The 20336-nt window shown below is 66.0% G+C and carries 15 protein-coding genes; all 15 read right to left on the reverse strand.

Annotated elements, in window-relative coordinates:
- Nucleotides 1–4 precede the first annotated feature (4 nt).
- The 15 genes from F1609_RS08605 to F1609_RS08675 all read right to left on the reverse strand — a co-directional run bounded on the left by F1609_RS08605 (nt 5) and on the right by F1609_RS08675 (nt 20255).
- Complete coding sequence (locus F1609_RS08605; protein WP_167076405.1) at nt 5–2851, reverse strand: sensor domain-containing diguanylate cyclase; 2847 nt, start codon at nt 2849–2851, stop codon at nt 5–7.
- 94 nt (nt 2852–2945) lie between these two features.
- Nucleotides 2946–3896 (reverse strand): AEC family transporter, encoded by a 951-nt coding sequence (locus tag F1609_RS08610; RefSeq protein ID WP_167076084.1) that lies wholly within the window; start codon nt 3894–3896, stop codon nt 2946–2948.
- A 104-nt stretch (nt 3897–4000) separates the two neighbouring features.
- Nucleotides 4001–4633 carry a DUF4142 domain-containing protein gene (locus F1609_RS08615; protein ID WP_167076085.1) on the reverse strand — a complete coding sequence of 211 codons (633 nt, stop codon included), beginning with the start codon at nt 4631–4633 and terminating at the stop codon, nt 4001–4003.
- A gap of 151 nt (nt 4634–4784) precedes the next feature.
- A complete protein-coding gene (gene fucP, locus F1609_RS08620; protein WP_167076086.1) occupies nt 4785–6077 on the reverse strand; it encodes an L-fucose:H+ symporter permease in 1293 nt (430 codons plus the stop codon).
- A 287-nt stretch (nt 6078–6364) separates the two neighbouring features.
- Nucleotides 6365–8851 carry a glycoside hydrolase family 3 protein gene (locus tag F1609_RS08625; protein WP_167076087.1) on the reverse strand — a complete coding sequence of 829 codons (2487 nt, stop codon included), beginning with the start codon at nt 8849–8851 and terminating at the stop codon, nt 6365–6367.
- Between the two features lie 274 nt (nt 8852–9125).
- Nucleotides 9126–10148 (reverse strand): LacI family DNA-binding transcriptional regulator, encoded by a 1023-nt coding sequence (locus F1609_RS08630; protein ID WP_167076088.1) that lies wholly within the window; start codon nt 10146–10148, stop codon nt 9126–9128.
- Nucleotides 10149–10242: 94 nt separating this feature from the next.
- Nucleotides 10243–11307, reverse strand: a complete 1065-nt coding sequence (locus F1609_RS08635; RefSeq protein ID WP_167076089.1) for an ABC transporter ATP-binding protein — start codon at nt 11305–11307, stop codon at nt 10243–10245.
- 3 nt (nt 11308–11310) lie between these two features.
- Entirely contained in the window at nt 11311–12174 is an 864-nt protein-coding gene (locus tag F1609_RS08640) for a carbohydrate ABC transporter permease (RefSeq protein WP_167076090.1), read from the reverse strand.
- Entirely contained in the window at nt 12171–13043 is an 873-nt protein-coding gene (locus tag F1609_RS08645) for a carbohydrate ABC transporter permease (RefSeq protein WP_167076091.1), read from the reverse strand. The genes F1609_RS08640 and F1609_RS08645 overlap by 4 nt, the downstream gene beginning before the upstream one ends.
- Before the next feature lie 4 nt (nt 13044–13047).
- Entirely contained in the window at nt 13048–14298 is a 1251-nt protein-coding gene (locus F1609_RS08650; protein WP_167076092.1) for an ABC transporter substrate-binding protein, read from the reverse strand.
- A 212-nt stretch (nt 14299–14510) separates the two neighbouring features.
- Nucleotides 14511–15002 (reverse strand): hypothetical protein, encoded by a 492-nt coding sequence (locus F1609_RS34065; RefSeq protein ID WP_187362969.1) that lies wholly within the window; start codon nt 15000–15002, stop codon nt 14511–14513.
- Between the two features lie 92 nt (nt 15003–15094).
- Complete coding sequence (gene yfcF, locus F1609_RS08660; protein ID WP_167076093.1) at nt 15095–15718, reverse strand: glutathione transferase; 624 nt, start codon at nt 15716–15718, stop codon at nt 15095–15097.
- 75 nt (nt 15719–15793) lie between these two features.
- Nucleotides 15794–16666: an outer envelope protein gene (locus F1609_RS08665; RefSeq protein ID WP_167076094.1), complete on the reverse strand. Its 873-nt coding sequence runs from the start codon at nt 16664–16666 to the stop codon at nt 15794–15796.
- Nucleotides 16667–16716: 50 nt separating this feature from the next.
- A complete protein-coding gene (locus F1609_RS08670) occupies nt 16717–18768 on the reverse strand; it encodes a methyl-accepting chemotaxis protein (RefSeq protein ID WP_167076095.1) in 2052 nt (683 codons plus the stop codon).
- Nucleotides 18769–18929: 161 nt separating this feature from the next.
- On the reverse strand, nt 18930–20255 hold the full coding sequence (locus F1609_RS08675; RefSeq protein WP_167076096.1) for an NCS2 family permease: 1326 nt from the start codon (nt 20253–20255) through the stop codon (nt 18930–18932).
- Nucleotides 20256–20336: the final 81 nt, after the last annotated feature.

The raw sequence follows: 20336 nt of genomic DNA on the forward strand, positions 1-20336 counted from the left end.
CCTGCTAGCGCGGCGTGACTTTGTCGGTGGCGAGCACCAGGCGCCGCGTCTTGGCGCCGGCGCCGACCTGGATTTCGTCGACATTGGTCACCAGCCGCGCCTCGCCATCGGTCAGCGCCTGGTCCAGATGGTGGATCAGGTGCGAGAAAACGCCCTCGTGCTGCGTTTCGGGCGTGCTGTAGATGCCGGCCCAGGCATTGCGCCCGGAGCGCTTGACCAGATACAGGCCCTGGTCGGCCAGCTCCACCACTTCGGACCACGACAGCAGGCGCGGTTCTTCCGGCACGAACGGAAAGCACGCAAATCCGATCGAACAGGTCTTGCGAATGGCGGTCCCGTCGGGCAGCACGAAGTCGCGGTTGGCGACCGCCTGGCGAATCCGTTCCGCCACCACCCTGGCGTCGTCGCGGTGGGTGGCACGCGCCAGCACCAGAAATTCTTCGCCGCCCCAGCGGATCAGGTAATCGGACTCGCGGAACACTTCGCGCAGCCGCTCCTGCATCTGCACCAGCACCGCGTCGCCGGCCGCATGGCCGTGCACATCGTTCACTTGCTTGAAGTGGTCCAGGTCAACCATGAAAAACACCAGGTCTTTGCCGGGCGCGTTTTCGCGTTCGACGGCGCCGTTGCGCAATGGGTCGTCGTAGCCGCGCAGGCTCATGACCACGTCGGCGTCGACGTGCTGCAAAAAGAAGCGGCGGTTGCGCAGGCCGGTCAGCTGGTCGGTCAGGCTCACTTCTTCCAGCGCCTTGTAGGCTTGTTCGAGTTCGAGGTTCTTCTCCAGAAGCTGGGCCTGGGTCGCGCTCAGGGCCTTGAGCGTGGCCGCCACCTGAAGATAGGCGCCAGCGTTGTCGAGGGCGATGGCGCCGTACGCGCACAGGGTGCGGAAAATAAGCCGCTCCCGTTCGCGGTAGGCGTTCGCCTGCAGCGACTGCACCGTCATCACGCCGAGCACCCGCTCCCCGATAAGCAGCGGCGCAAACAGCAGGCTCAGTGTCGGCAGGGTGCCCGGGATCAGGTTAGGCATGTCGTCGCCGGCGTTCAGGTCGAGCAGGATCTCGCGCCGCTCGCGCACGCAGCGCGCCGAATTGGCCTGTTCGTCGGTGAGCGAATAGCGCGTGGCCGGCAGCGCCTTGCCCGCTTCCACGCCGAAGGCGCAGCTCAGGGAACTGCCGTCCGCATCGATCAGGAAGATGGAAAAGTGGGTCGCGTCGAGCAGGCCATGCACGTGGCGGTCGAGCGCGCGGAACACGGCGGCGGCGTCGAGGTGGGTGGTGATCTCCTGCCCGATGGCCGACAAGTGTTCGAGCGTGGCGCTGGTCTGTTGCAGCACCTCGGCGCGCTTGGCTTCGGCGGCGGCCAGCTGGCGGTGATGCTCGCCTTCGGTCTTGGCGCGTTCGGTCTGGTACTGCACCTGCATGGCGACGGCGCGGTTGGTCGCTTCCTGGCTGTGGGTCTTGTCGCGCGCGGCGCCGGCGCGCAGCGCGATCTCGTAGGCTTGCGGGTAGTCGCCCACGCTGGCGTATTCGCGCGCGACCGCGTCATACAGGTCGCCGGGCACGGTGTAGCCGTCGATGGTGGCCGCCACCGCCATCGCCTGCTGGAGGTAATGCAGCGCGGGGCTGGGCGCTTCCAGCGGCGCCGGACACGGCAAGCGGTGGCGCGCGTGGATCTCGGCCAGCACCTTGAGCGCGGCGATCTGGTTGTACGAGTCGCCGTGTTCGCGCGCCAGCGCCAGCGCGGCGGCGGCCTTGTCGAGCGCATCGTGCGGGCGGTTCATGTGCGACAGCGCGTGCGCCTGGCCGCGCCGCGCGCCGCTCTGAAAATCCGCCTGGTGCAGCGCTTCGCCGCGCGCTTCGAGGCGCGCGAAGCTCGCCAGCGCCGCCGCATAATCGCCGCCGTCGAGCGCCAGGTCGCCTTCGTATTCGAGCGCGATGGCGTAGGCGCGCGAGCCGGACATGGGCGCCAGCGTGGCCAGCGCTTCATGCAGCAGTTCCAGCGCCGCTTCGCGCTGGCCCAGCTGGCGCAAGGTTTCGGCGGTCTGCATCAGCGCCAGGCCAATGCTCATCGGCCAGCCGGTGGGCCGCGCCAGGTCCAGCCCGCGCTGCATCCATGCGAGCGCGGCGTGGTGCGCATTGAGGCTGGTGAAGGCGTTGCCGATGTTGGTGGCCACGTTGATCGCGCGCCGCACCTGGCCGGTGGCCAGCGCCGCCTCGAAGGTGTTCATCAACAGGCCGATGGCGCGCCCGAAATCGCTGGCCTGGAAGGCGGCGGTGCCGAGGTAGTCGTTGATCCAGCCGGCGGCGGCCGGGTGCAGGCCTTTTTCGGCGGGGTCGAAGCGCTTGCCCCAGCGTTCATTGGCCGAGTGCAGGTTGCGGAACACCGCGAACAGGGCGGCGGCGGCGTCGATCACGTCGGCCCGCAAACGGTCGCCGGCGCGCCAGACGTCATGCGCGGCGCCTGCCAGTTCGGCGTCGCTGGCGGCCGCGTTGCCGCGATCGACCTCGATCCAGGCGCGCAGCCAGCGCGCGTCGGCGCTGCCGATCGAGTCGTCCTGGCGGTGGAATTCTTCCCAGGCGGCGTCGGCCAGGGCGTGCGCGGCGTCGAGCTGGCCGGCCAGCCAGGCCGCTTCGCCGTCGATCAGCTGGCAGCGCGCCTGTTCCAGGCGGCGCTGCGCTTCGGGCAGCAGCGCCAGCAAAGGCGCGGCGTCCGTCGACAGGGCGCGGGCGCGCGCAGGGTCGCGCTGGCGCAGGTGCCAGGCCAGCGCCAGCATCGGCTTCAGGCGCGCGAGGCCATACTGGGAAGAAAGCTCCTCTTCCAGTTGCGCCAGCTCCTGCTCCACTGCAAACATTTCTAGCAATCGACACCCCTGAATTTGCCGCCACATCGTCGATGGACTCGCCCGTTATTATTTCACAAACAGGCTTCCAAAAGTCAGAAATGTTTCATATCAGCAACGACACGGCCGCCGAAAAGCTCAGGAAGGACAGTGCGGTCGAGACCAGGATGATGCGCGCCACCCTGCCCGTGTCGGCGCCGAAGCGCTCGGTCAGCAGCGCCACGTTGCTGGCACTGGGCAGGCAGGCGACCAGCACCAGCACCGTCAGGGCGGCCGGATCGATGGGAACGCCCAGCCGGATGGCGGCGTGGCCGATGGCGAACATGAGCAGCGGGTGGATCAGCAGCTTGACCAGGGCAACCGGCACAAAATCGGCCAGCGCGGTAGCGCCGCTAGCGTTCATCTGCGAACGCGCCAGCACCGCGCCGATGGTAAACAGCGCCACCGGCGAGGCGGCGTCGGCCAGCAGGCCGATGGTGCTGGTCAACGGTTTGGGCAGCACCAGGCCGATGCCGGACGCCAGCGCGCCCAGCAGGATCGACCAGGGCATCGGGTTGCGCAGCATGCCCTTCAAGGCATTGCGCAGGGCGGCGGCACTGCTCTGCCCGCCGGAAGGACCGAGGCGCGAGAGGGCGATGCACAGCGAGGTCGTGATCACCAGGTCGACCACCAGCGCCACGATCACCGGCCCGGACGAGCGCGGCCCGAGCAGGGCGAGCAGGAGCGGCACCCCCATGAAGCCGGTGTTGGGAAACGCCGCCACCAGCGCCCCGAAAGCGCCATCGTTCCAGCCGGCGCGGCGCAAGGTGAGCAGCATGGCCAGGCCCACCGTCACGAGCGCGCACAGCAGGTAGACGCCGAACAGCCCGGCGTCGAGCAGCTGGGTCAGCGGCGTGGTCGAGCCGAAGCGGTACAGCAGGCACGGCAAGGCAAAGTACAGGACGAAGCTGTTCAGGCCCGGAATGGCCAGTTGCGGCAGCAGATGACGCCGCACGGCAAGGTAGCCGCACAGGACCAGTGCGAAAAACGGAAAGGTAATGGCGAGAATGGCGAGCATGAACGGCCATTGTAGCGTGACCGCTCAGCCCGCGCCCGCGTCCCCTCCGCCGCCGATATCGACGGCTTGCCGTGCCGGGAACCCTGCCCTGCTTGTTGGCGATACTACTGGCCGGACTTCTCCGTCGCCGTGCCCGAACTGCCCATGGCGCGGCTCTTGCCGTGCAGTTCTTTCGCCGCATTCAGATGCTGGTCGACAGTGGGCGTCATGCGGGTGACCAGCGCCTTGATATCGGGGTCCTTGGCGCGGCCCTGCGCCTTGGTCAGCATGCCGTGGGTTTTCTTGTGATCGGCCACGCCGGCCTGTGCCATGTAGGCGCGGTCGAAGGCGTCGCCCGACAGCGCGGCCAGCTTGTCGGCCTTGGCCTTGTGCATGCGGTCCAGCGTGGAGGGCAAGGTGACGCCCTTGGTTTGCGCCAGTTGCCGCACCTCCTCCAGCGCCTTGGTATGGTCGTCGATCATTTGCTGCGCATATTTTTTGACGTCATCGTTCTGGCTCTTGGCTTGCGCCGTGCGCCCCGCTTCGATCTCGGCCATGTTGGCCATGGCAAGGTCGGTGACGATCTTGCGGTCGGCGCTGCTGATTGTTGCGGTGCCGCTGCCGCCCTGGGCGCCGGTCTGTCCGCTGGCGCCCTGGGTGCCGGACTGCGTCGCGCCGGTCTGGGCATGGACGGCGACGCTGGCGCACAGCGCGGCGGCTGCACACATGCCGATCAATCCTGGTTTTTTCTTGAACATGTCGATCTCCTGATGAGGTTAGGGTTGGCGCCCGCGCGCGGACGCCTGTTCCTTTTGGACCGTGCCCGGTCCCCGCAAGTTCAACCAAATCCGCATCCGCAAACGAAAACACCGCCGGCAAGCGGCGGTGTCTGTCTGCGGAGATAGCGGATCAGCCCTGGTACATCCTGGCGTACTTGAGGCCGTAATAGATGACGAACAGGTAGCAAGCGGCCGGCACCAGGAACGACAGCTGCACGCCGAACGCATCGGCCAGCACGCTTTGCGCCAGCGGCACCAGTGCGCCGCCGACGATGGCCATGCACAGGATGCTCGATCCCTGCCCCGTGAATTTGCCCAGCTTGAACAGTGCCATGCTGAAGATGGTCGGGAACATGATCGAGTTGCACAGGCCGACCAGCAGGATCGCCCACATCGCCGTCATGCCGCTGCCGAACACCGCCACCATGATCAGCGCGATCGAGCAGGCCGCGTTGAAGGCCAGCGCCCGGCCCGGGCTGACGTAGCGCATTGCCGCAAAGCCGATGAAGCGGCCCAGCATGGCGCCGCCGCCGTAGATGGTGACGTATTTGGCGGCGGTGTCGGCGCTGAATCCGGCGATGTGCTTTTCGCCCATGAAGTTAATCAGGAAGCTGCCGATGCTCACTTCCGCACCCACATATAAAAAGATCCCGAGTGCGCCGAGCACCAGGTGGCGGTAGCCGGCGGCCGAGGTCTTGTCGTCGGTGTGGGCGACATCGTCGCCGGCCTCGCTGTCGGCAATCGCCGGCAAGCGCGCCAGGGCGAAGAAAGTCGCCAGCGCCAGCAGGACCGCCGCCATCACCAGGTAAGGCACTTGTACGGTGGCCGCTTCCTGCGCACGGTAAGCCAGTTGCTCGGCGGCCGGCAGTTTTTTCAGCTCGTCCACACTGAGTACGGCGCTCGACAAAATCAGCAGCGCGCCCAGATACGGCGCCACCGTGGCGCCGAGCGAATTGAAGGCCTGGGTGAGCGTGAGGCGGCTCGACGCGGTGGCCGGATCGCCCAGCACAGTGACGTACGGGTTGGCCGCCACCTGGAGCACCGTGATGCCCGAGGCCAGCACGAACAGCGACAGCAGGAACAGCGCGTAGCCGGCGTTCGCGGCCGGATAAAACATCGCGCAGCCGATGGCGGCAATCACCAGGCCGGCCACGGCGCCTTTCTGGTAGCCGATCTTCTTGATCAGAATCCCGGCCGGCAGCGACACGATGAAGTAGGCGCCGAAGAAGCACAGCTGCACCAGCATGGCTTTCAGGTAGCTCAGTTCATACACCGATTTTAAATGGGGGATCAGCACTTCGTTCATGGAGGTCAGCAAACCCCACATGAAGAACAGGATGGTAATGATGATGAGCGGGCCGGTATGGCCCTGCTGCGCAGCGTGCGCCTGCGGCACGGGCTTGGCCGTTGATACGTGTTGCATGCTACTCCTTAATGGTGATCAAGCCCCCTTTCATCTGTTCCGACAATATCGCCGACATACCGAGAAACGCGGGAGACTTTTCCGTGACCGGATACCTGGGTATCCGGGCCGCGGAAACGCCGTCCGGCCGGGCCGTGTACGTACGCGCGGCACTGCCGCACAGCCGGAATGATACCCGACCCGCCGCACACGGTTCCGGGAGCGGCCATTTTTGGCGTGCGCCCGGATGGCGCCCGCCCCGACCCTATCTGCATACGCAGGCGCCGGTTCGGGGGGGGCTTGACCACTCATTTCAGGTCGGCGCACTTGAGCGCATCCTTCTCAAGCGCGGCGCCGCCGGCCACCTCGATATTGGCAAAGGCCGCGTTAAAGGCCGCGTCGCTGGTCACCGCGAACGGGGTTTGCACGCTGGCCAGGTCGGCGCCCTTGGCCGTGAAGCAGGCCAGCGGAATCTTCACGGTCTGCTTGGCCTTGCCCACCAGGGCCTTGAACACCGCCGTCAGGTCGAGCGCCGCACCGTCCATCGACACCGTTACCTTGCCGGCCGGCGCGCTGGTGACGATGGTATCGAATTGCAGCGCCCCATCCTTCGTCGCAAACGCCGGCAGGGCAAGCGCCCTGGCGCCATGCGCTTCGAGGCGCGCCGGGCCGCTCCAGAACACGTTCTTGGCATCCTGCTGGGTGTTGACCTGCGAGGTCTCGATCTTCACGCCGGGCGCGGTGATGGCGTTGTTCAAGTCGGCGCCGAGCGCGCTGCGCTTCTCGCCCGCCACCACGTACAAGGGCCAGGTGGCGCGGTCCGACTGGTTAAAGACCGGGTACAGATTGGTCACGCCGCAGCCGCCGTCGGCGTAGCTGGCGTCGAGCTGGCCGACTTTTTGTTTGCTGGCGTAGGTCAGGCCATAGCCGGTCTTGAACAGCGGCGCGTAATCGGCGTCGCCCACGTTCACGGTCGCCTGGCAGATCGACTTGGGCCACGAGAACGACAGCTTGCCCTTGAAGCCATGGGTGCCCTTGAACAGCACATCGGCCACGCCCTTGCCTTCCGATCCAGGCAGCCAGGCGGCGACAAAACTGTCGGACAAATTCATCAGGTCATTGGTATACAGTGCGCGGCCGGCGACCAGCACGGTCACCACCGGCTTGCCCTTGCCGGCGACGGCCTTGAGCACGGCCAGGTCTTCCGGATGGCGTCCGCTGTGGCGCAGGGTGCCGGAGGGGCCGATGTCGCCGCCGAACTCCGCGTACGGGGTTTCGCCGATCACCGCCACCACGGTGTCGAAGGCGGCCACGTCGACGCCCTCGCCGGTGGCACTGTAGGTCACGTTGGCGGCGCCGGCGGCGTCCTTGATGCCGGCCAGGATCGAGTCGCCATTCGGGAAGTCGCTGTTCTTGTTGTCGGTGCCCTGCCACGTCAGCGTCCAGCCGCCGGTCTGCAGCGACAGGTCGTCGGCGCTCTTGCCGACCACCAGGATCTTCTTGCCGCGTGCCAGAGGCAGCGCGCCGCCGTCGTTCTTGAGCAGCACCAGCGACTCGCGCACCATCTGGCGCGCCAGCGCGCGCGCCTGCAGCGCCTCAGGCTTGCCGGCGTATTTACCGGCCGACGGCTTGTGTCCGAACAGGCCCGCGCGCAGCTTCACGCGCAGGATGCGGGTCACGGCGTCGTCGATGCGCGCCATTGGAATCTCGCCCGCTTCCACCTGCTTGATGGTGTTGGCGATGAACCCTTTCCAGTCGTTTGGCACCATGACCATGTCGATGCCGGCGTTGATCGCCTGGGCGCAGCTGTCGTTGCGGCAGCCTTTTACCTGGCCGATGCCGTCCCAGTCGCTCACCACCAGGCCGTCGAAGCCCATCTTGGTCTTGAGGATATCCGTCAGCAGCACTTTGCTGCCGTGGACCTTGCCGTGGTCAAGGCCGCTCGCGACATCGACCCAGCTGTTGAACGAGGCCATGACCGTCTGCGCGCCGGCGTCCAGCGCGCTGTAGTAGCCGGCGCCGTGGATATTCATCATCTGCGCTTGCGTGGCCTTTGTGACACCCTGGTCCTTGCCCTGGTCGGTGCCGCCGTCGCCCATGAAGTGCTTGGCGGTGGCGACCACGTTGGCATCATCGCGGAATTTGCCCTGCATGCCGCGCACGTACTCGGCGGCGTAGCTGTTGACCAGCGCCGGATCTTCCGAAAAGCTCTCGTAGGTGCGCCCCCAGCGATCGTCGCGCGTGACCGCGACCGTCGGCGCGAACACCCAGTTGATGCCGGTCGCGCGCACCGCCTTGCCGACCGCTTCGCCCATTTGCAGCGCCAGCTTCTTGTTGTGGGCCGCGCCCAGGCCGATATTGTGCGGGAACAGGGTGGCGCCGTAAACGTTGCTGTTGCCGTGCATGGCGTCGATGCCCCAGATGACCGGCACCTTGACCAACATGTCCGTACTCATCGAGGCGTCGTAGAACTTGTCGGCCAGCGCCACCCATTCGGCCGGGGTGGCGTACTTGTTCCCGTTTGGCCAGCTGCCGCCGCCGTTCAACACCGAGCCGATGTAGAACTCGCGCACTTGGTCGGGCGTGATGGCCTTGATTTCGGGCTGGGTCATCTGGCCGACTTTTTGCGCGAGCGTCATGCCGGCCACGATGCCGGCCACTTTGGCTTCGAGCGCGGCGTCCGGGGCGACGGCGCTGCGCACGCGCGGCCAGTCGCTCAGTTGTTGGGGAGCGGCGCCTGCATGGCTGGCGTGCAGCAGCGCGATGGCTGCGATAAGACAGGATTGCTTGATCATGGTGTCAGTGCGAAAAGGTGGAAATGCCTGGCGGTGAAAACCGGGTACCAGGGTCCGTTCTGCTGCTGGCAGAAGTTGGAAACGCTCCCAACCGAAGATCAATAGTGCGATGATGAAGGAATTTTGTCAATCATAAGATTGTGTAAATGGCCGGCTACTTTTGCACGCGCCACCAAGAAGACCGTCGTTCCCGCCTGCGCGGGAATGACGAGGGTAGTGGTGGAAACGACGGTGATAGTGATGGTAGACGCGGCAAACCAGAAAGTCGACACCCCTACTCCGCGCGGCGCCTGGCCGGCTTGCCCAGCGAGGCCCGCACGGTCACGCTGATCGCAAATTCGCGCCGCACCGGGTGCCTGCTGCCGTAGCAGCGGTTGAGCAGCGCATTGAGCCCGTTCAGGGTCACGTCGCGCCAGGGAATGTGGACCGACGTCAGGCGCGGCGCCGAAAACTGCGCGCTCGGCGTATCGTCGTAGCCGAGCACCGAGACGTCGCCCGGCACCGACAGCCCCACGTCCTGGAAGTACGACAAGGCGCCGACCGCCATTTCGTCATTGGCGCAGAACAGGGCCGTGAACTTGTGCCCGGACGCCACCAGTTCGGCCGCCGCGTCCCACCCGCCCTGCGGCGAAAAGTCGCTCTCGGCCACCCACATCTTGTCGGTGGCGATGCCATTGCGTTCCAGTTCGTCCATGAAGCCGGCGATGCGCTCGACGTTGTCGGGCGAGGTCGATGGTCCGGCGATCACGGCGATCTTGCGGTGGCGGTGCTCCAGCAGCGCGCGCGCCGCCGCGCGTCCGCCCTCGGTATGGTCGGCCGAAAAGCACTGCTCGGGAATGCTCTCGTGGCTGTGGCCCAGCACCACCACGCGCGACTGCTTGGGCCCAAGCGCGGCGATGTCGTCGTCGGTCAGCAGATTGGTCAGCAGAATCAGGCCGTCGCAGCCGCGCTCCATCAGGAAGTCGATGCCTTCGATGGCCTGGCGCCGCGCATCGCCCGAGCCGACCCCGAACGCCACCACCATGTGCAGGCCGGCGGCGCGCAGCGCGGTGTCGATCGACTGCAGGATGGGGGTGTAGAAGGTGCCCTTGAGGACCGGGATGTACACGCCGATCATTTGCGAGGTGCCCGACAACAGCGAGCGCGCCGCGTGCGACGGGCGGAAGTCGAGTTCCGCGATGGCTTTCTTGACCCGTTCCAGCGTCGCCGGCGAGACCGAGCCCTTGCCGCTGACCACGCGCGACGCGGTTCCCAGGCCGACGCCGGCAAGGCGTGCTACGTCTTTGATATTGGCCACGGCGTCCCTTTGATCGGTCAAATTGGTAAATACAGCGGAAGCATACCGCAAACGGCGGATTATGCATGGCCCGCGCCCGTCTTTCCAGTCCGAATTACAGTCGCGCTGACAGACGCTGCTCGCTGGCCTTGTCGAACAGCGACACGCGCGCCGCGTCGACCGCGAAGCGCACCGTCTGGCCCAGCGCGAATACGCGCGTGTCGTTGACGATGGCCGAGAGCTGCTGGCCGGCGGTGGCGATCCACACGATCTGGTGGTTGCCCATCGGTTCGACCAGCGCCACGGTGCCTTCGAGCGCGCCGTCGTCGGCGATGCGAATGTGCTCGGGGCGAATTCCCAGCACCAGCGCCTGGCCGGGCGCCGCCTCCGCCGCGCCGCCTTCCAGGCGAAAGCCGTTGCCGGCAAAGCAGCCATCAAGGTCGAGCGCACCGTCGATAAAGTTCATCGAGGGCGAACCGAGAAAGCCGGCCACGAACAGGTTGGCCGGCCGCTCGTACACGTCGCCAGGGGCGCCGATCTGCAAGATTTTACCGGCCCGCATGACCACGATGCGGGTGGCCAGGGTCATCGCTTCGACCTGGTCGTGGGTCACGTAGATCATGGTCGAGCGCAGGTCCTGGTGCAGCAGTTTCAGTTCGCGCCGCAGTTCGGCGCGCAGCTTGGCGTCCAGGTTCGAGAGCGGTTCGTCGAACAGGAACACGCCCGCTTCGCGCACCAGCGCGCGCCCGATCGCCACCCGCTGGCGCTGTCCGCCCGACAGCTGCGCCGGTTTACGCGCCAGCAGCGGGCCGAGATGGAGCATGTCGGCGGCGCGCTTGACGCGGCGCGCAATCTCCGCCTTGGGCGTGCCGTTGATGCGCAGCCCGAACGACATGTTCTTCTCCACCGTCATGGTCGGATACAGCGCGTACGACTGGAACACCATGCCGATATGGCGCTCGCTCGGGTCGGCATACGTCATGTCTTCGCCGCCGATTTCCACCGTGCCGGCGCTCACATCGATCAAGCCGGCGATGCTGTGCAACAGGGTCGACTTGCCGCAGCCGGAAGGCCCCAGCAGCACCAGGAATTCGCCCTCGTCCACCGCCAGGTCGAGGTCCTTGATAATCTCGTTGCCACCCAGGGTGATGCACAGCTTGCGGACACAGACATTCGACATGGATTACCCTTTTACCGCGCCGGCGGCGATTCCGCGCACAAACCAGCGCCCTGAAATGAAATAGATCGCCAGCGGCACCAGCGACGTGAGGATGGTGGCGGCCATGTTGACGTTGTACAGGCGCGTGCCGGTGGTGGTGTTGATCACGTTATTGAGCTGCACCGTCATCGGCGCGTTGTCGCGCCCCGCGAACACCAGTCCCAGGATGTAATCGTTCCACACGCCGGTGACCTGCATGATGGCGGCCACCACGATGATCGGCAGCGACATCGGCAGCATCACCCAGGCGAAGATGCGAAAGAAGCCGCCGCCGTCGATGCGGGCGGCCTGGAACAGTTCATGCGGCACCGCCGCGTAATAATTCCGGAACAGCAGGGTCATCACCGGCATGGCGAAGATCATGTGCACCAGCACGATGCCCGGCAGCGAGCCGAATACGCCGAACGCGGCCAGCACCCGCACCAGCGGATAGATCATCACCTGCAGCGGTATGAAGGCGCCGATCATCAGGATCGCAAACAGCACCGGGGCGCCGCGCGGCTTCCAGAACGAGAGCGCGTAGCCGTTCAAGGCGCCGAGCAGGATCGGCAGGATGGTGCTGGGCACGGTGATCGCCACCGAATTCCAGAAGCCGCCGCGGATGCCTTCGCACGAGGCGCCGGTGCAAGCCCCGCTCCAGGCGCTGCGCCATGGCTCGAAGGTGATTTGCAGCGGCAGCGCGAAGATGTTCCCGAGCCGGATTTCTTCCATCGGCTTGACCGAGGTGACCAGCATCACGTACAGCGGCAGCAGGAAGAACAGCGCCGCGGTGATCAAGAAGGCGTAGATGCCGATGCGCGCCGGGTTAAAGTGCGAGCGGCGCTTCATGCGCGCCCCTTGCGGCTGCGCGCGTACGCGTATGGCGCCAGCATGGCCAGCACCGGCACCAGCAGCAGCACCGCGCCGGCCGAGGCCAGGGCGATGTTGGCGCGCCCGAACAGGTGGTCCATGATGAACTTGGCCGGCACTTCGCTGGCGGTGCCGGGACCGCCCTGGGTCATGGCGACGACCGCGTCGAACAGCTTGACCACGGCGGTGGTGAGCAGCAGCAGCACGGTGGCGATGGTCGGCCACAACATCGGCAGCACGATCGACAGGTACACGCGCCAGGCGGGAATGCCGTCCAGGCGCGCGGCCTTCCAGATTTCGCCGTCGATGCCGCGCAGGCCGGCCAGCATCATCGCCATCACCAGACCGGACGCCTGCCACACGGTGGCGATGACGACCGTATACATGACCATGTCCTGGTCGACGATCCAGTCGAACGAAAAACCGGCGAACCCGAACTGGTGCGCGGCTTGTTCGATGCCGTTGCCGGGCGTGAGCATCCATTGCCACACCAGGCCCGTGGCGACGAACGACATCGCATACGGATACAGGAAGATCGTGCGCAGCACCCCTTCGCCGGTCACGTTCTGGTCGATGAACACGGCCAGCAAAAAGCCGATCACCAGGCAGGCGCCGATGAACAGCACGCCGTACAGGGCCAGGTTATTGAGCGAGAGCAGCCAGCGTTCGTTCTCGAACAGGCGCGTGTACTGCGCCATGCCGACAAAGGTATCGGACGGGAAGCTGCGCGAGTTGGTCAGCGAAATGCGCAGCGACCAGAGTACCGTGCCGAGGTAGCCGACGATGACGGTGAGCGCCATCGGCAGCAGTGCGGCAAAGGGTACGGCTTTACGCAAAGGGTGACGCATGGCGTTAGCGCTTCAGGGCGGCAGCGATGTTCTTCTGCGCCTTTTCGACCGGCATGGCGGTGTTCCAGTAGGCGGTCAGCACATCGACCAGCGCGCCATTCTGGTCGGGCGTGAGATACACCTCGCCGTTGCCGACGTGGCGCGTGCGGTCTTTCATCACCGTCATGGCGGCCTGGGTGCAGGCGTCGAGCGTGGAGGCGTCGACGTCGGTGCGCACCGGCAGCGAGCCTTTTACGCGATTGAAGGCGGCCAGGGTGGCGGGTGCGGTCATCACGGAACCGAGCAGCTTTTGCGCCTTGAGCGTATCGGCGTTGGCGCTCTTGGGGAAGATGAAGGCGTCGCCCTGGATCAGGAACGGGGCCTTGGGGCCGAAGCCGGTGATGCAGCCGTATTCCTTGCCGGCGGTGAGCCTGGCCGCGTTGAATTCGCCCTTGACCCAATCGCCCATGATCTGCACGCCGGCCTTGTTGTTGACCAATAGCGCGCTGGCGTCGTTCCAGTTGCGCCCGGGCGAGCCGGGATCGACGTAGGACTTGAGGCGCTTGAACGCGACCAGCACCTGCTTGAACGGTTCGGAGGCAATGGCACGCGGGTCGCGTTCGCGGAACACGCTCAGGTACAGGTCCTTGCCGCCCACATTGGCCAGCACCGCCATGAAGACGATATTCTCCTGCCACGACTGGCCGCCGTGCGCGAGCGGTATCAGGCCGGCCGCCTTGAGCTTGTCGAGCGCGGCGAACAGCTCGTCCATGCTGGCCGGCTCCCTGGCGATGCCGGCTTTCGCAAACGCCGCCTTCGAGTACCAGATCCAGGTCGGCATGTGGACGTTCAGCGGCACCGCGTAGTAGTGGCCCTTGACCTTGATGACATCGCGGATCGGCGCCGGCAGCGTGCTGTCCCAGCGCTCCCTGGCGGCGATGTCGTCGACGTTATTGAGCATGCCCTGTTCGACGATGTCGAGGAACTGCATGGAGGCGTTGAACTGGGCGGCGGCGGGCGGATTGCCGCCGACGATGCGGTTGACCGCCACCGCGCGCGCCTGTTCGTTGCCGGCGACGGCGGTATCGACCCACACCCCGCCGGCGGCGCGATAAGCATCGGCGATGGTCTTGACGGCAGCCGATTCGCCGCCCGAGGTCCACCAGTGAATCACCTCGGCGCGCGGCGCGCCGGCGATCGGTGCCGCCGCGTGCGCCGTGGCGCAGGCGCCCAGCGCAAGCGCTGCCGCCAACGCCAGCTTGTGTGCTCTGTGCATCCTGTCTCCTTGTGTGCGGATCTGTGTCCGCTGGCCGGGATAACGTTAAATTGGAAACGTTACCATCTCAGGCACACGAATATAACACCCATCGATTTTCAGTGTCAACGAAATAACATCGTGCCGGAAAACCGAGGGGAGCGGAGGAAAAACACGCTGATACGCCGATGCATTGTTAACGTTTTGCAACAGTTAAATGCGTCGGCGGTGCTTTAGCGGAAGGTCGGACCGGCCGAATGGATGATGTCGCGCCAGGACGACGGCGCTGCCGGCGGCGCGCCAGGCACCATCAGGGGCACGGCGACCATGTCGGCGTCGGCATCGCGCAGGGCTGACGGCAGCGAGGGCGCGGCCACCTGCACGAGCGGCTCTGGCGAAGGGGCGGCAGTGGCGGCGGGTGCGGGTGCGGGTGCGGGTGCAGCAGCAGGTGCGCGCGCTACCGGCGCGGCAGGCGCGGGGACTGGCGGCGCTGGCGGCGCTGGGGGCACCGGGGTGGCGGGCAGGTTGGCATAGGCGGCGTCGCTGACCCCGGAGCGCACCATGCCGCGCCGGTACGGGGTCGTGAGGACGCGCCCGGTCACGTCGAGCGGCACGCCGCCCGAGGCCAGGTAAATTGCCGCTTGGTGTACCGATACGGTGTCCTTGAGAAGGATTGCCTTCTCCACCGTCGCGGCCATTGCATGATTCTTGCGTCGCTCTTCCATTGCTGCTCCCTTTCGGCAACAATATACAGCCCGATGGAATTCAACGCAATCCTTGCCGCCGACTTCCCGGGGTCAGCTCGTCCGGCGCCGTCCTAGGCGCTTGACTTGGCGATCCACTGGCGCACGCTGTCGCGCTGCCACTGCGCCGCGCACCAGGCTGTGAGCCGTTCCGGCACCGGGTCGCCGTTCAGAATCAGGCGGTTGAGCATCAGCGCCAGTTCGGTATCGGCGATGCTCCATTGCCCAAACAGATGCTCGCCCGTGACCAGCCGCTCGGCAATGGCGATCAGGCGCTCGGCCGCGGCCTGCCCGGCCGCTGTGAGTGGCGTGACCACCGGCGCATAAAACACCACCTCGGTCGAGCGCTCGGCGCGCAGGGCCATCAGGTCGCTGCGCAGCCAGGCCATGACCTGGCGCGCACGCGCGCGCTGCTCCAACCCGGCCGGCAGCACGGCCGCGTAGGCCGGCGGCGGAAAGGCTTCTTCCAGGTATTCGACGATGGCGCTCGATTCGGCCAGTGCCAGGTCGCCCTGCACCAGCAGCGGCACGCGGCCCAGCGGGCCCAGGTCGCGAAACGGGACCTGCTTCTGCTCGCCCTTGTCCAGATCGACCGTGTGCAGCGTGAACGGCAGCTTTTTCTCGGTCAGGGCCTGGAACGCCGACAGCGCCCACGGGCTGGTAAAACGGCGGTCGACGTACAGGGTCAGTTCTTGCATGGTGGCTCCGGGCAGTGAGGGTGGAAAGTCAGCCGTTCATCTTATAGCAGAACTTGCAACGTTGCCGGCGCCCCATCAGAAGTGGTAGGCCACCCGTATCATCGGGGTCTTGGCACGGTAGCCTTTGCCGCCCGTGGTGGCCGAGGTATTGCCGAATTTGTTGTTCCAGTACTGGTATTCGAGGCCGACGCGGAAGGTGCGCTTCTTGTAGCCCATGGCGGCGCCGGCGTCGAACATGAGCTGCATGTCGATGTTGGTTTCGGCCCCGGTGTCAGCCCCGGTTTCGCTCTTGCCCTTGGAGGCGATGAAGTTGGCGTAGCCTTCGACGGCCCACAGCGTGCCGACCGGAATGCCCCAGCTGGCGGTGAGCATCGGATGCAGGTCGTAGGTGTAGCGCCCGCGCACCTGCGAGACCGGCGGAAAGGCGCCGCTCGGGGCGTTGCTCTCGCGTAGCAGCAACAGGCTGGTCGACAGGAAACCGGGCACGTCCCACATCAAGGTCGGGCCGGCCACCAGCATCTGCTTGCGCGAGTTGTAGCCGACATCGTTCTTGGTGTTCCAGTCGAAGCCGACGGTGGCGCCAAGCCCGCTGACCGGGCCGAACTTGATGGGGGCGCCGCGCAGCTTGCCGATATCGAGCGTGTGGCGGTACACCACGTAGGCTTCCTGGGCGCCGTCGGTCTGGTTGAGCGAGGCCGGGTCCTTGCTGTCGGAGACCAGCATGTCGAGATTGAAGAAGTTGCTGCCGTACTGGTAGCCGCTGGCGTGGGTCAGCGCGAACACGTGCTTGCCGATGTTCTCGCTGTTGAACGGTTCGCGGAAGCGCTCGCCGGTGCGCCAGCTGATCGCGGTGTCGCTCCAGTCGGCCGCCTGGGCGATGCCGCCGGCCAGGCTGGCCGCCGCGAGCAAGCAGGCCGCAGGCAGGCGGCGCAGGTTAGTGTCAGTCATGGTCATTCCCCGGTTGAAGTCAAAGGTTGAAGTCGAAAAGCGTGCGCCGTTCAAAACTCTTCCCAGTCGTCGCCGGCGGGGGCGGACTTGGCTGGCGCCTTGGCGGCCGGCCTGGCGGGCGCTGCGGTCGCGGGCCGGGCCAGCGGTTTGGCGGCGGGCCTGGCAGCGGCACGCGGCGCGAGACGGGCCGCGTGAGCGGGCCGCACCAGCGCGGCCCGGGCCGGTGGCGCCACGCTCTCGTCGAGCTTGAACACGCTGACCACCTCGGCAAGCGTGGCCGCCTGGTCCTGCAGCGACTTGGCGGCGGCCGCCGCTTCTTCCACCAGCGCGGCGTTCTGCTGGGTGGCGTCGTCCATGGCGCTGATCGAATGGTTGATCTGGCCGATGCCCTGGCTCTGCTCGAAGCTGGCGGCGGCGATTTCGCTCATCAGGTCGGCCACCTGCTGCACCGAGGTGACGATCTGGTGCATGGTGACGCCGGCTTCGTCCACCAGCTTGCTGCCGGCATCGACCTTGAGCACCGAATCGTCGATCAGGGTCTTGATTTCCTTGGCGGCGGCGGCCGAGCGCTGGGCCAGGTTGCGCACTTCGGAGGCGACCACGGCAAAGCCACGGCCCTGCTCGCCAGCGCGCGCCGCTTCCACGGCGGCGTTCAGCGCCAGGATGTTGGTCTGGAAAGCGATGCCGTCGATGACGCCGATAATGTCGACGATCTTGCGCGAACTGTCGGTAATCGACCCCATCGTGCTGACCACCTGCCCCACCACCTGGCCGCCCTTGACGGCGTGCGAAGAGGCCGACACGACCAGCTGGTTGGCCTGGCTGGCGTTCTCGGCATTCTGCTTCACGGTCGAGGTCATCTGCTCCATGGCGGCGGCGGTTTCTTCCAGGCTGGACGCCTGCGCTTCGGTGCGGCCCGACAAATCCATATTCCCGGCCGCGATTTCGCTCGAGGCGGCGGCGATGGTTTCGGTGCTGCCGCGCACCTGGCTGATGGTCAGGTTGAGCGAGGACACGAAGCGGTTGAAGGCCTCGGCCAGTTCGCCCACTTCGTCGCCGCTCTCGACCGGCATACGCCGACTCAGGTCGCCATTGCCGCCGGCGATATCGCTCAGCATCGCGGCGGCGCGTGCCACCGGGCCGGCGATCGCGCGGCTGATCAGGAAGATGCCGAACAGGCCGATGCCGCCGCCGACCAGGGCCGCCACCAGGGCCGAGACGGTGGCGTCGCGCGCGACGTTGCCCAGCACTTCGGCTTCCGGCACTTCGGCCACCACATACATGTTCAGTTCCGGCACATACGACGAGGCCAGGATGCGCGCACCGTTAGCGCCGGTACCGGCGGCGTAGGTGAACTTGGCGCCGCCCAGCAGGGTCTTGCCCAGTTCATCGCTGTAGCCGGGCAAGTCCTTGAGGAAGTGCTTGCCGTCGGCCAGGGCGGCGTCGCGGTGCACCAGCACGGTGCCGTTGGCGGCCACCAGCGACACGAAACCGGTCTGGCCGACCTTGTAGGCGCGAATCGTGTCGGCCAGTGCCGCCACCGACAGGCCGACCCCGGCCACGCCCAGCTTGCCCGGTCCGGCTTCGGCGCGCACGTTGATGAACAACATGATGTCGGACGCGCCTTCCTTGTTCAGCACCAGGGAATAGGGCTTGCCTTCGGCCAGGAAGCTGTGGAACCACTGGTCGTTGCCGCCCTCCTTGTCCACGGTGCGGGTCAGGCCCTGCTCGCTCATGTACTTGCCGGTCGCCTTCGAGACCCAGAACACGGTGACCGCCTTGTTCTTGGCCTTGACGCTCCCGGCGTAGGCCTTCCAGGCATCGATGCCGGTGTCGGGCAAGCCCTCGCCTTCCCAGGCGTGGATGTAGGTGTTGTTGGCCAGCGCCAGCGAGGCGCCCAGCGGCACCGCAATCTGGCGCAGCACGTCGTTGCGGATCTCGCCCACCACCGACGGCAGTTCCTGCTCGACGACCCGCTCGCGGATCCCGCGGCTGGTCATGGTGATGCTCAGGGTGGAGGAAATGACAACGAACAATAGCAGGCAGGCTGCCATGCTCAGCATGAGTTTCTTTTGGATCGAGAGATGGCGCAGCAAAGTCAAGGCAGTGTCCTTTCGGTGACAGGGAGTCACAACACAAGAACATAGTCCTGTCTGGCTTGAGCCAGGTCAAGACGAAATGCAATCCGGCGTGCTATCGCCCTCCGGAAGTGTTGCGTGCCTGTCGCAAGCTGGACAAACACGCAAGGTTTCACGTGCCCGCCTCAGCCTGCGCCGAGGTAAATAAATTTAAACAAGAACAATGCCGCGATCACCCACACGGCTGCCTTGACGTCGCGCGCGCGCCCGGTCAGCAGCTTGAGCACGGCGTAGGAAATAAAACCGAAGGCCACGCCGGTAGCGATCGAATAGGTAAACGGCATGGCCAGCGCGGTGATCGCGGCCGGAATGCTTTCGGTGGTGTCGTTCCAGTCGATCTCGCCCAGTTCGCGCAGCATCAGGCAGGCCACGTACAGCAGCGCCGGGGCGGTGGCGTAGGCCGGCACTACCGCCGCCAGCGGCGACAGGAACAGGCAGCCGAGGAACAGAAGCGCGACCGCCACCGCGGTCAGGCCGGTGCGCCCGCCGGCCTGGACCCCGGCCGCGCTTTCGATGTAGGCCGTGGTGCTCGAGGTGCCCAGGGCGGCGCCGGCCACGATGGCGCAGCTGTCGGCCATCAGGGCCTTGTTCATGCGCGCCATCTTGCCGTCGACCAGCAGGCCGGCGCGGCTGGCCACGCCCATCAGGGTGCCGGTGGCGTCGAACAGTTCGACCAGGAAGAACACCAGCACCACGTTCAAGATCCCGACCGAGAGCGCCCCCATGATGTCGAGCTTGAACAGGGTGGGCGCCAGCGACGGCGGGGCCGACAGCAGGCCGCCGAACTTGTTGCCGGCGAAGAAAAAGCTGAGCACGGTGACCAGCATGATGCCGATCAGGATCGCGCCTTTGACCTTGAGTTTGTCGAGCGCGACGATGGCGAAAAAGCCGATGATCGCCAGCAGGGCCGGCGCCGAATGCAAGTCGCCCATGGTGACCATGGTGTCCTTGTTGGCCACCACGATGCCGGCATTGTGCAGCGCGATCAGGCCGAGGAACAGGCCGATCCCGACCGCGATGGCGATCCGGATCGAGGCGGGAATGCCGTTGATGATCATTTCGCGCAGGCGAAACAGGCTCACCAGCAAGAACAGGCAGCCGGAAATGAAGACCGCGCCCAGCGCCACCTCCCACGACAAGCCCATCTGCTTGACCACGATGAAGGCGAAATAGGCGTTCAAGCCCATCCCCGGCGCCAGCGCGATCGGATAGTTGGCGTACAGGCCCATGATCAGGCTGCCGATGGCGGCGGCCAGGCAGGTGGCCACGAACACGGCGTCGGTGGGCATGCCGGCGCTGCCGAGGATCGAGGGGTTGACGAAGATGATGTAGGCCATCGTCAGGAAGGTGGTCAGCCCGGCCAGCAGCTCGGTGCGGACGTCGGTTCCGTGCTCCTTGAGTTTGAAATGGTTTTCAAGAAAGGACAAGATGGTCTCCTGGTGTAGTTGCATGAGAATAGTACAGCCGCTTGGTACAGTCGGTTTACTGCCGGGGGCCGTATCGTACCCGCTCGCCGCCATTCGCATGCAAAG

It is taken from the genome of Massilia aquatica, from assembly GCF_011682045.1.
Taxonomy (GTDB): Bacteria; Pseudomonadota; Gammaproteobacteria; order Burkholderiales; family Burkholderiaceae_D; genus Telluria_A; species Telluria_A aquatica.

Bases quoted from the DNA above. Each gene is read 5' to 3' on its own strand.
- F1609_RS08645 (WP_167076091.1), bottom strand. From the start codon at position 13,043: ATGCGTCACCCTTTGCGTAAAGCCGTACCCTTTGCCGCACTGCTGCCG.
- fucP (WP_167076086.1), bottom strand. From the start codon at position 6,077: ATGCAACACGTATCAACGGCCAAGCCCGTGCCGCAGGCGCACGCTGCG.
- F1609_RS08640 (WP_167076090.1), bottom strand. From the start codon at position 12,174: ATGAAGCGCCGCTCGCACTTTAACCCGGCGCGCATCGGCATCTACGCC.
- F1609_RS08635 (WP_167076089.1), bottom strand. From the start codon at position 11,307: ATGTCGAATGTCTGTGTCCGCAAGCTGTGCATCACCCTGGGTGGCAAC.
- F1609_RS08615 (WP_167076085.1), bottom strand. From the start codon at position 4,633: ATGTTCAAGAAAAAACCAGGATTGATCGGCATGTGTGCAGCCGCCGCG.
- F1609_RS08610 (WP_167076084.1), bottom strand. From the start codon at position 3,896: ATGCTCGCCATTCTCGCCATTACCTTTCCGTTTTTCGCACTGGTCCTG.
- yfcF (WP_167076093.1), bottom strand. From the start codon at position 15,718: ATGCAAGAACTGACCCTGTACGTCGACCGCCGTTTTACCAGCCCGTGG.
- F1609_RS34065 (WP_187362969.1), bottom strand. From the start codon at position 15,002: ATGGAAGAGCGACGCAAGAATCATGCAATGGCCGCGACGGTGGAGAAG.
- F1609_RS08605 (WP_167076405.1), bottom strand. From the start codon at position 2,851: ATGTTTGCAGTGGAGCAGGAGCTGGCGCAACTGGAAGAGGAGCTTTCT.
- F1609_RS08675 (WP_167076096.1), bottom strand. From the start codon at position 20,255: ATGCAACTACACCAGGAGACCATCTTGTCCTTTCTTGAAAACCATTTC.
- F1609_RS08650 (WP_167076092.1), bottom strand. From the start codon at position 14,298: ATGCACAGAGCACACAAGCTGGCGTTGGCGGCAGCGCTTGCGCTGGGC.
- F1609_RS08625 (WP_167076087.1), bottom strand. From the start codon at position 8,851: ATGATCAAGCAATCCTGTCTTATCGCAGCCATCGCGCTGCTGCACGCC.
- F1609_RS08665 (WP_167076094.1), bottom strand. From the start codon at position 16,666: ATGACTGACACTAACCTGCGCCGCCTGCCTGCGGCCTGCTTGCTCGCG.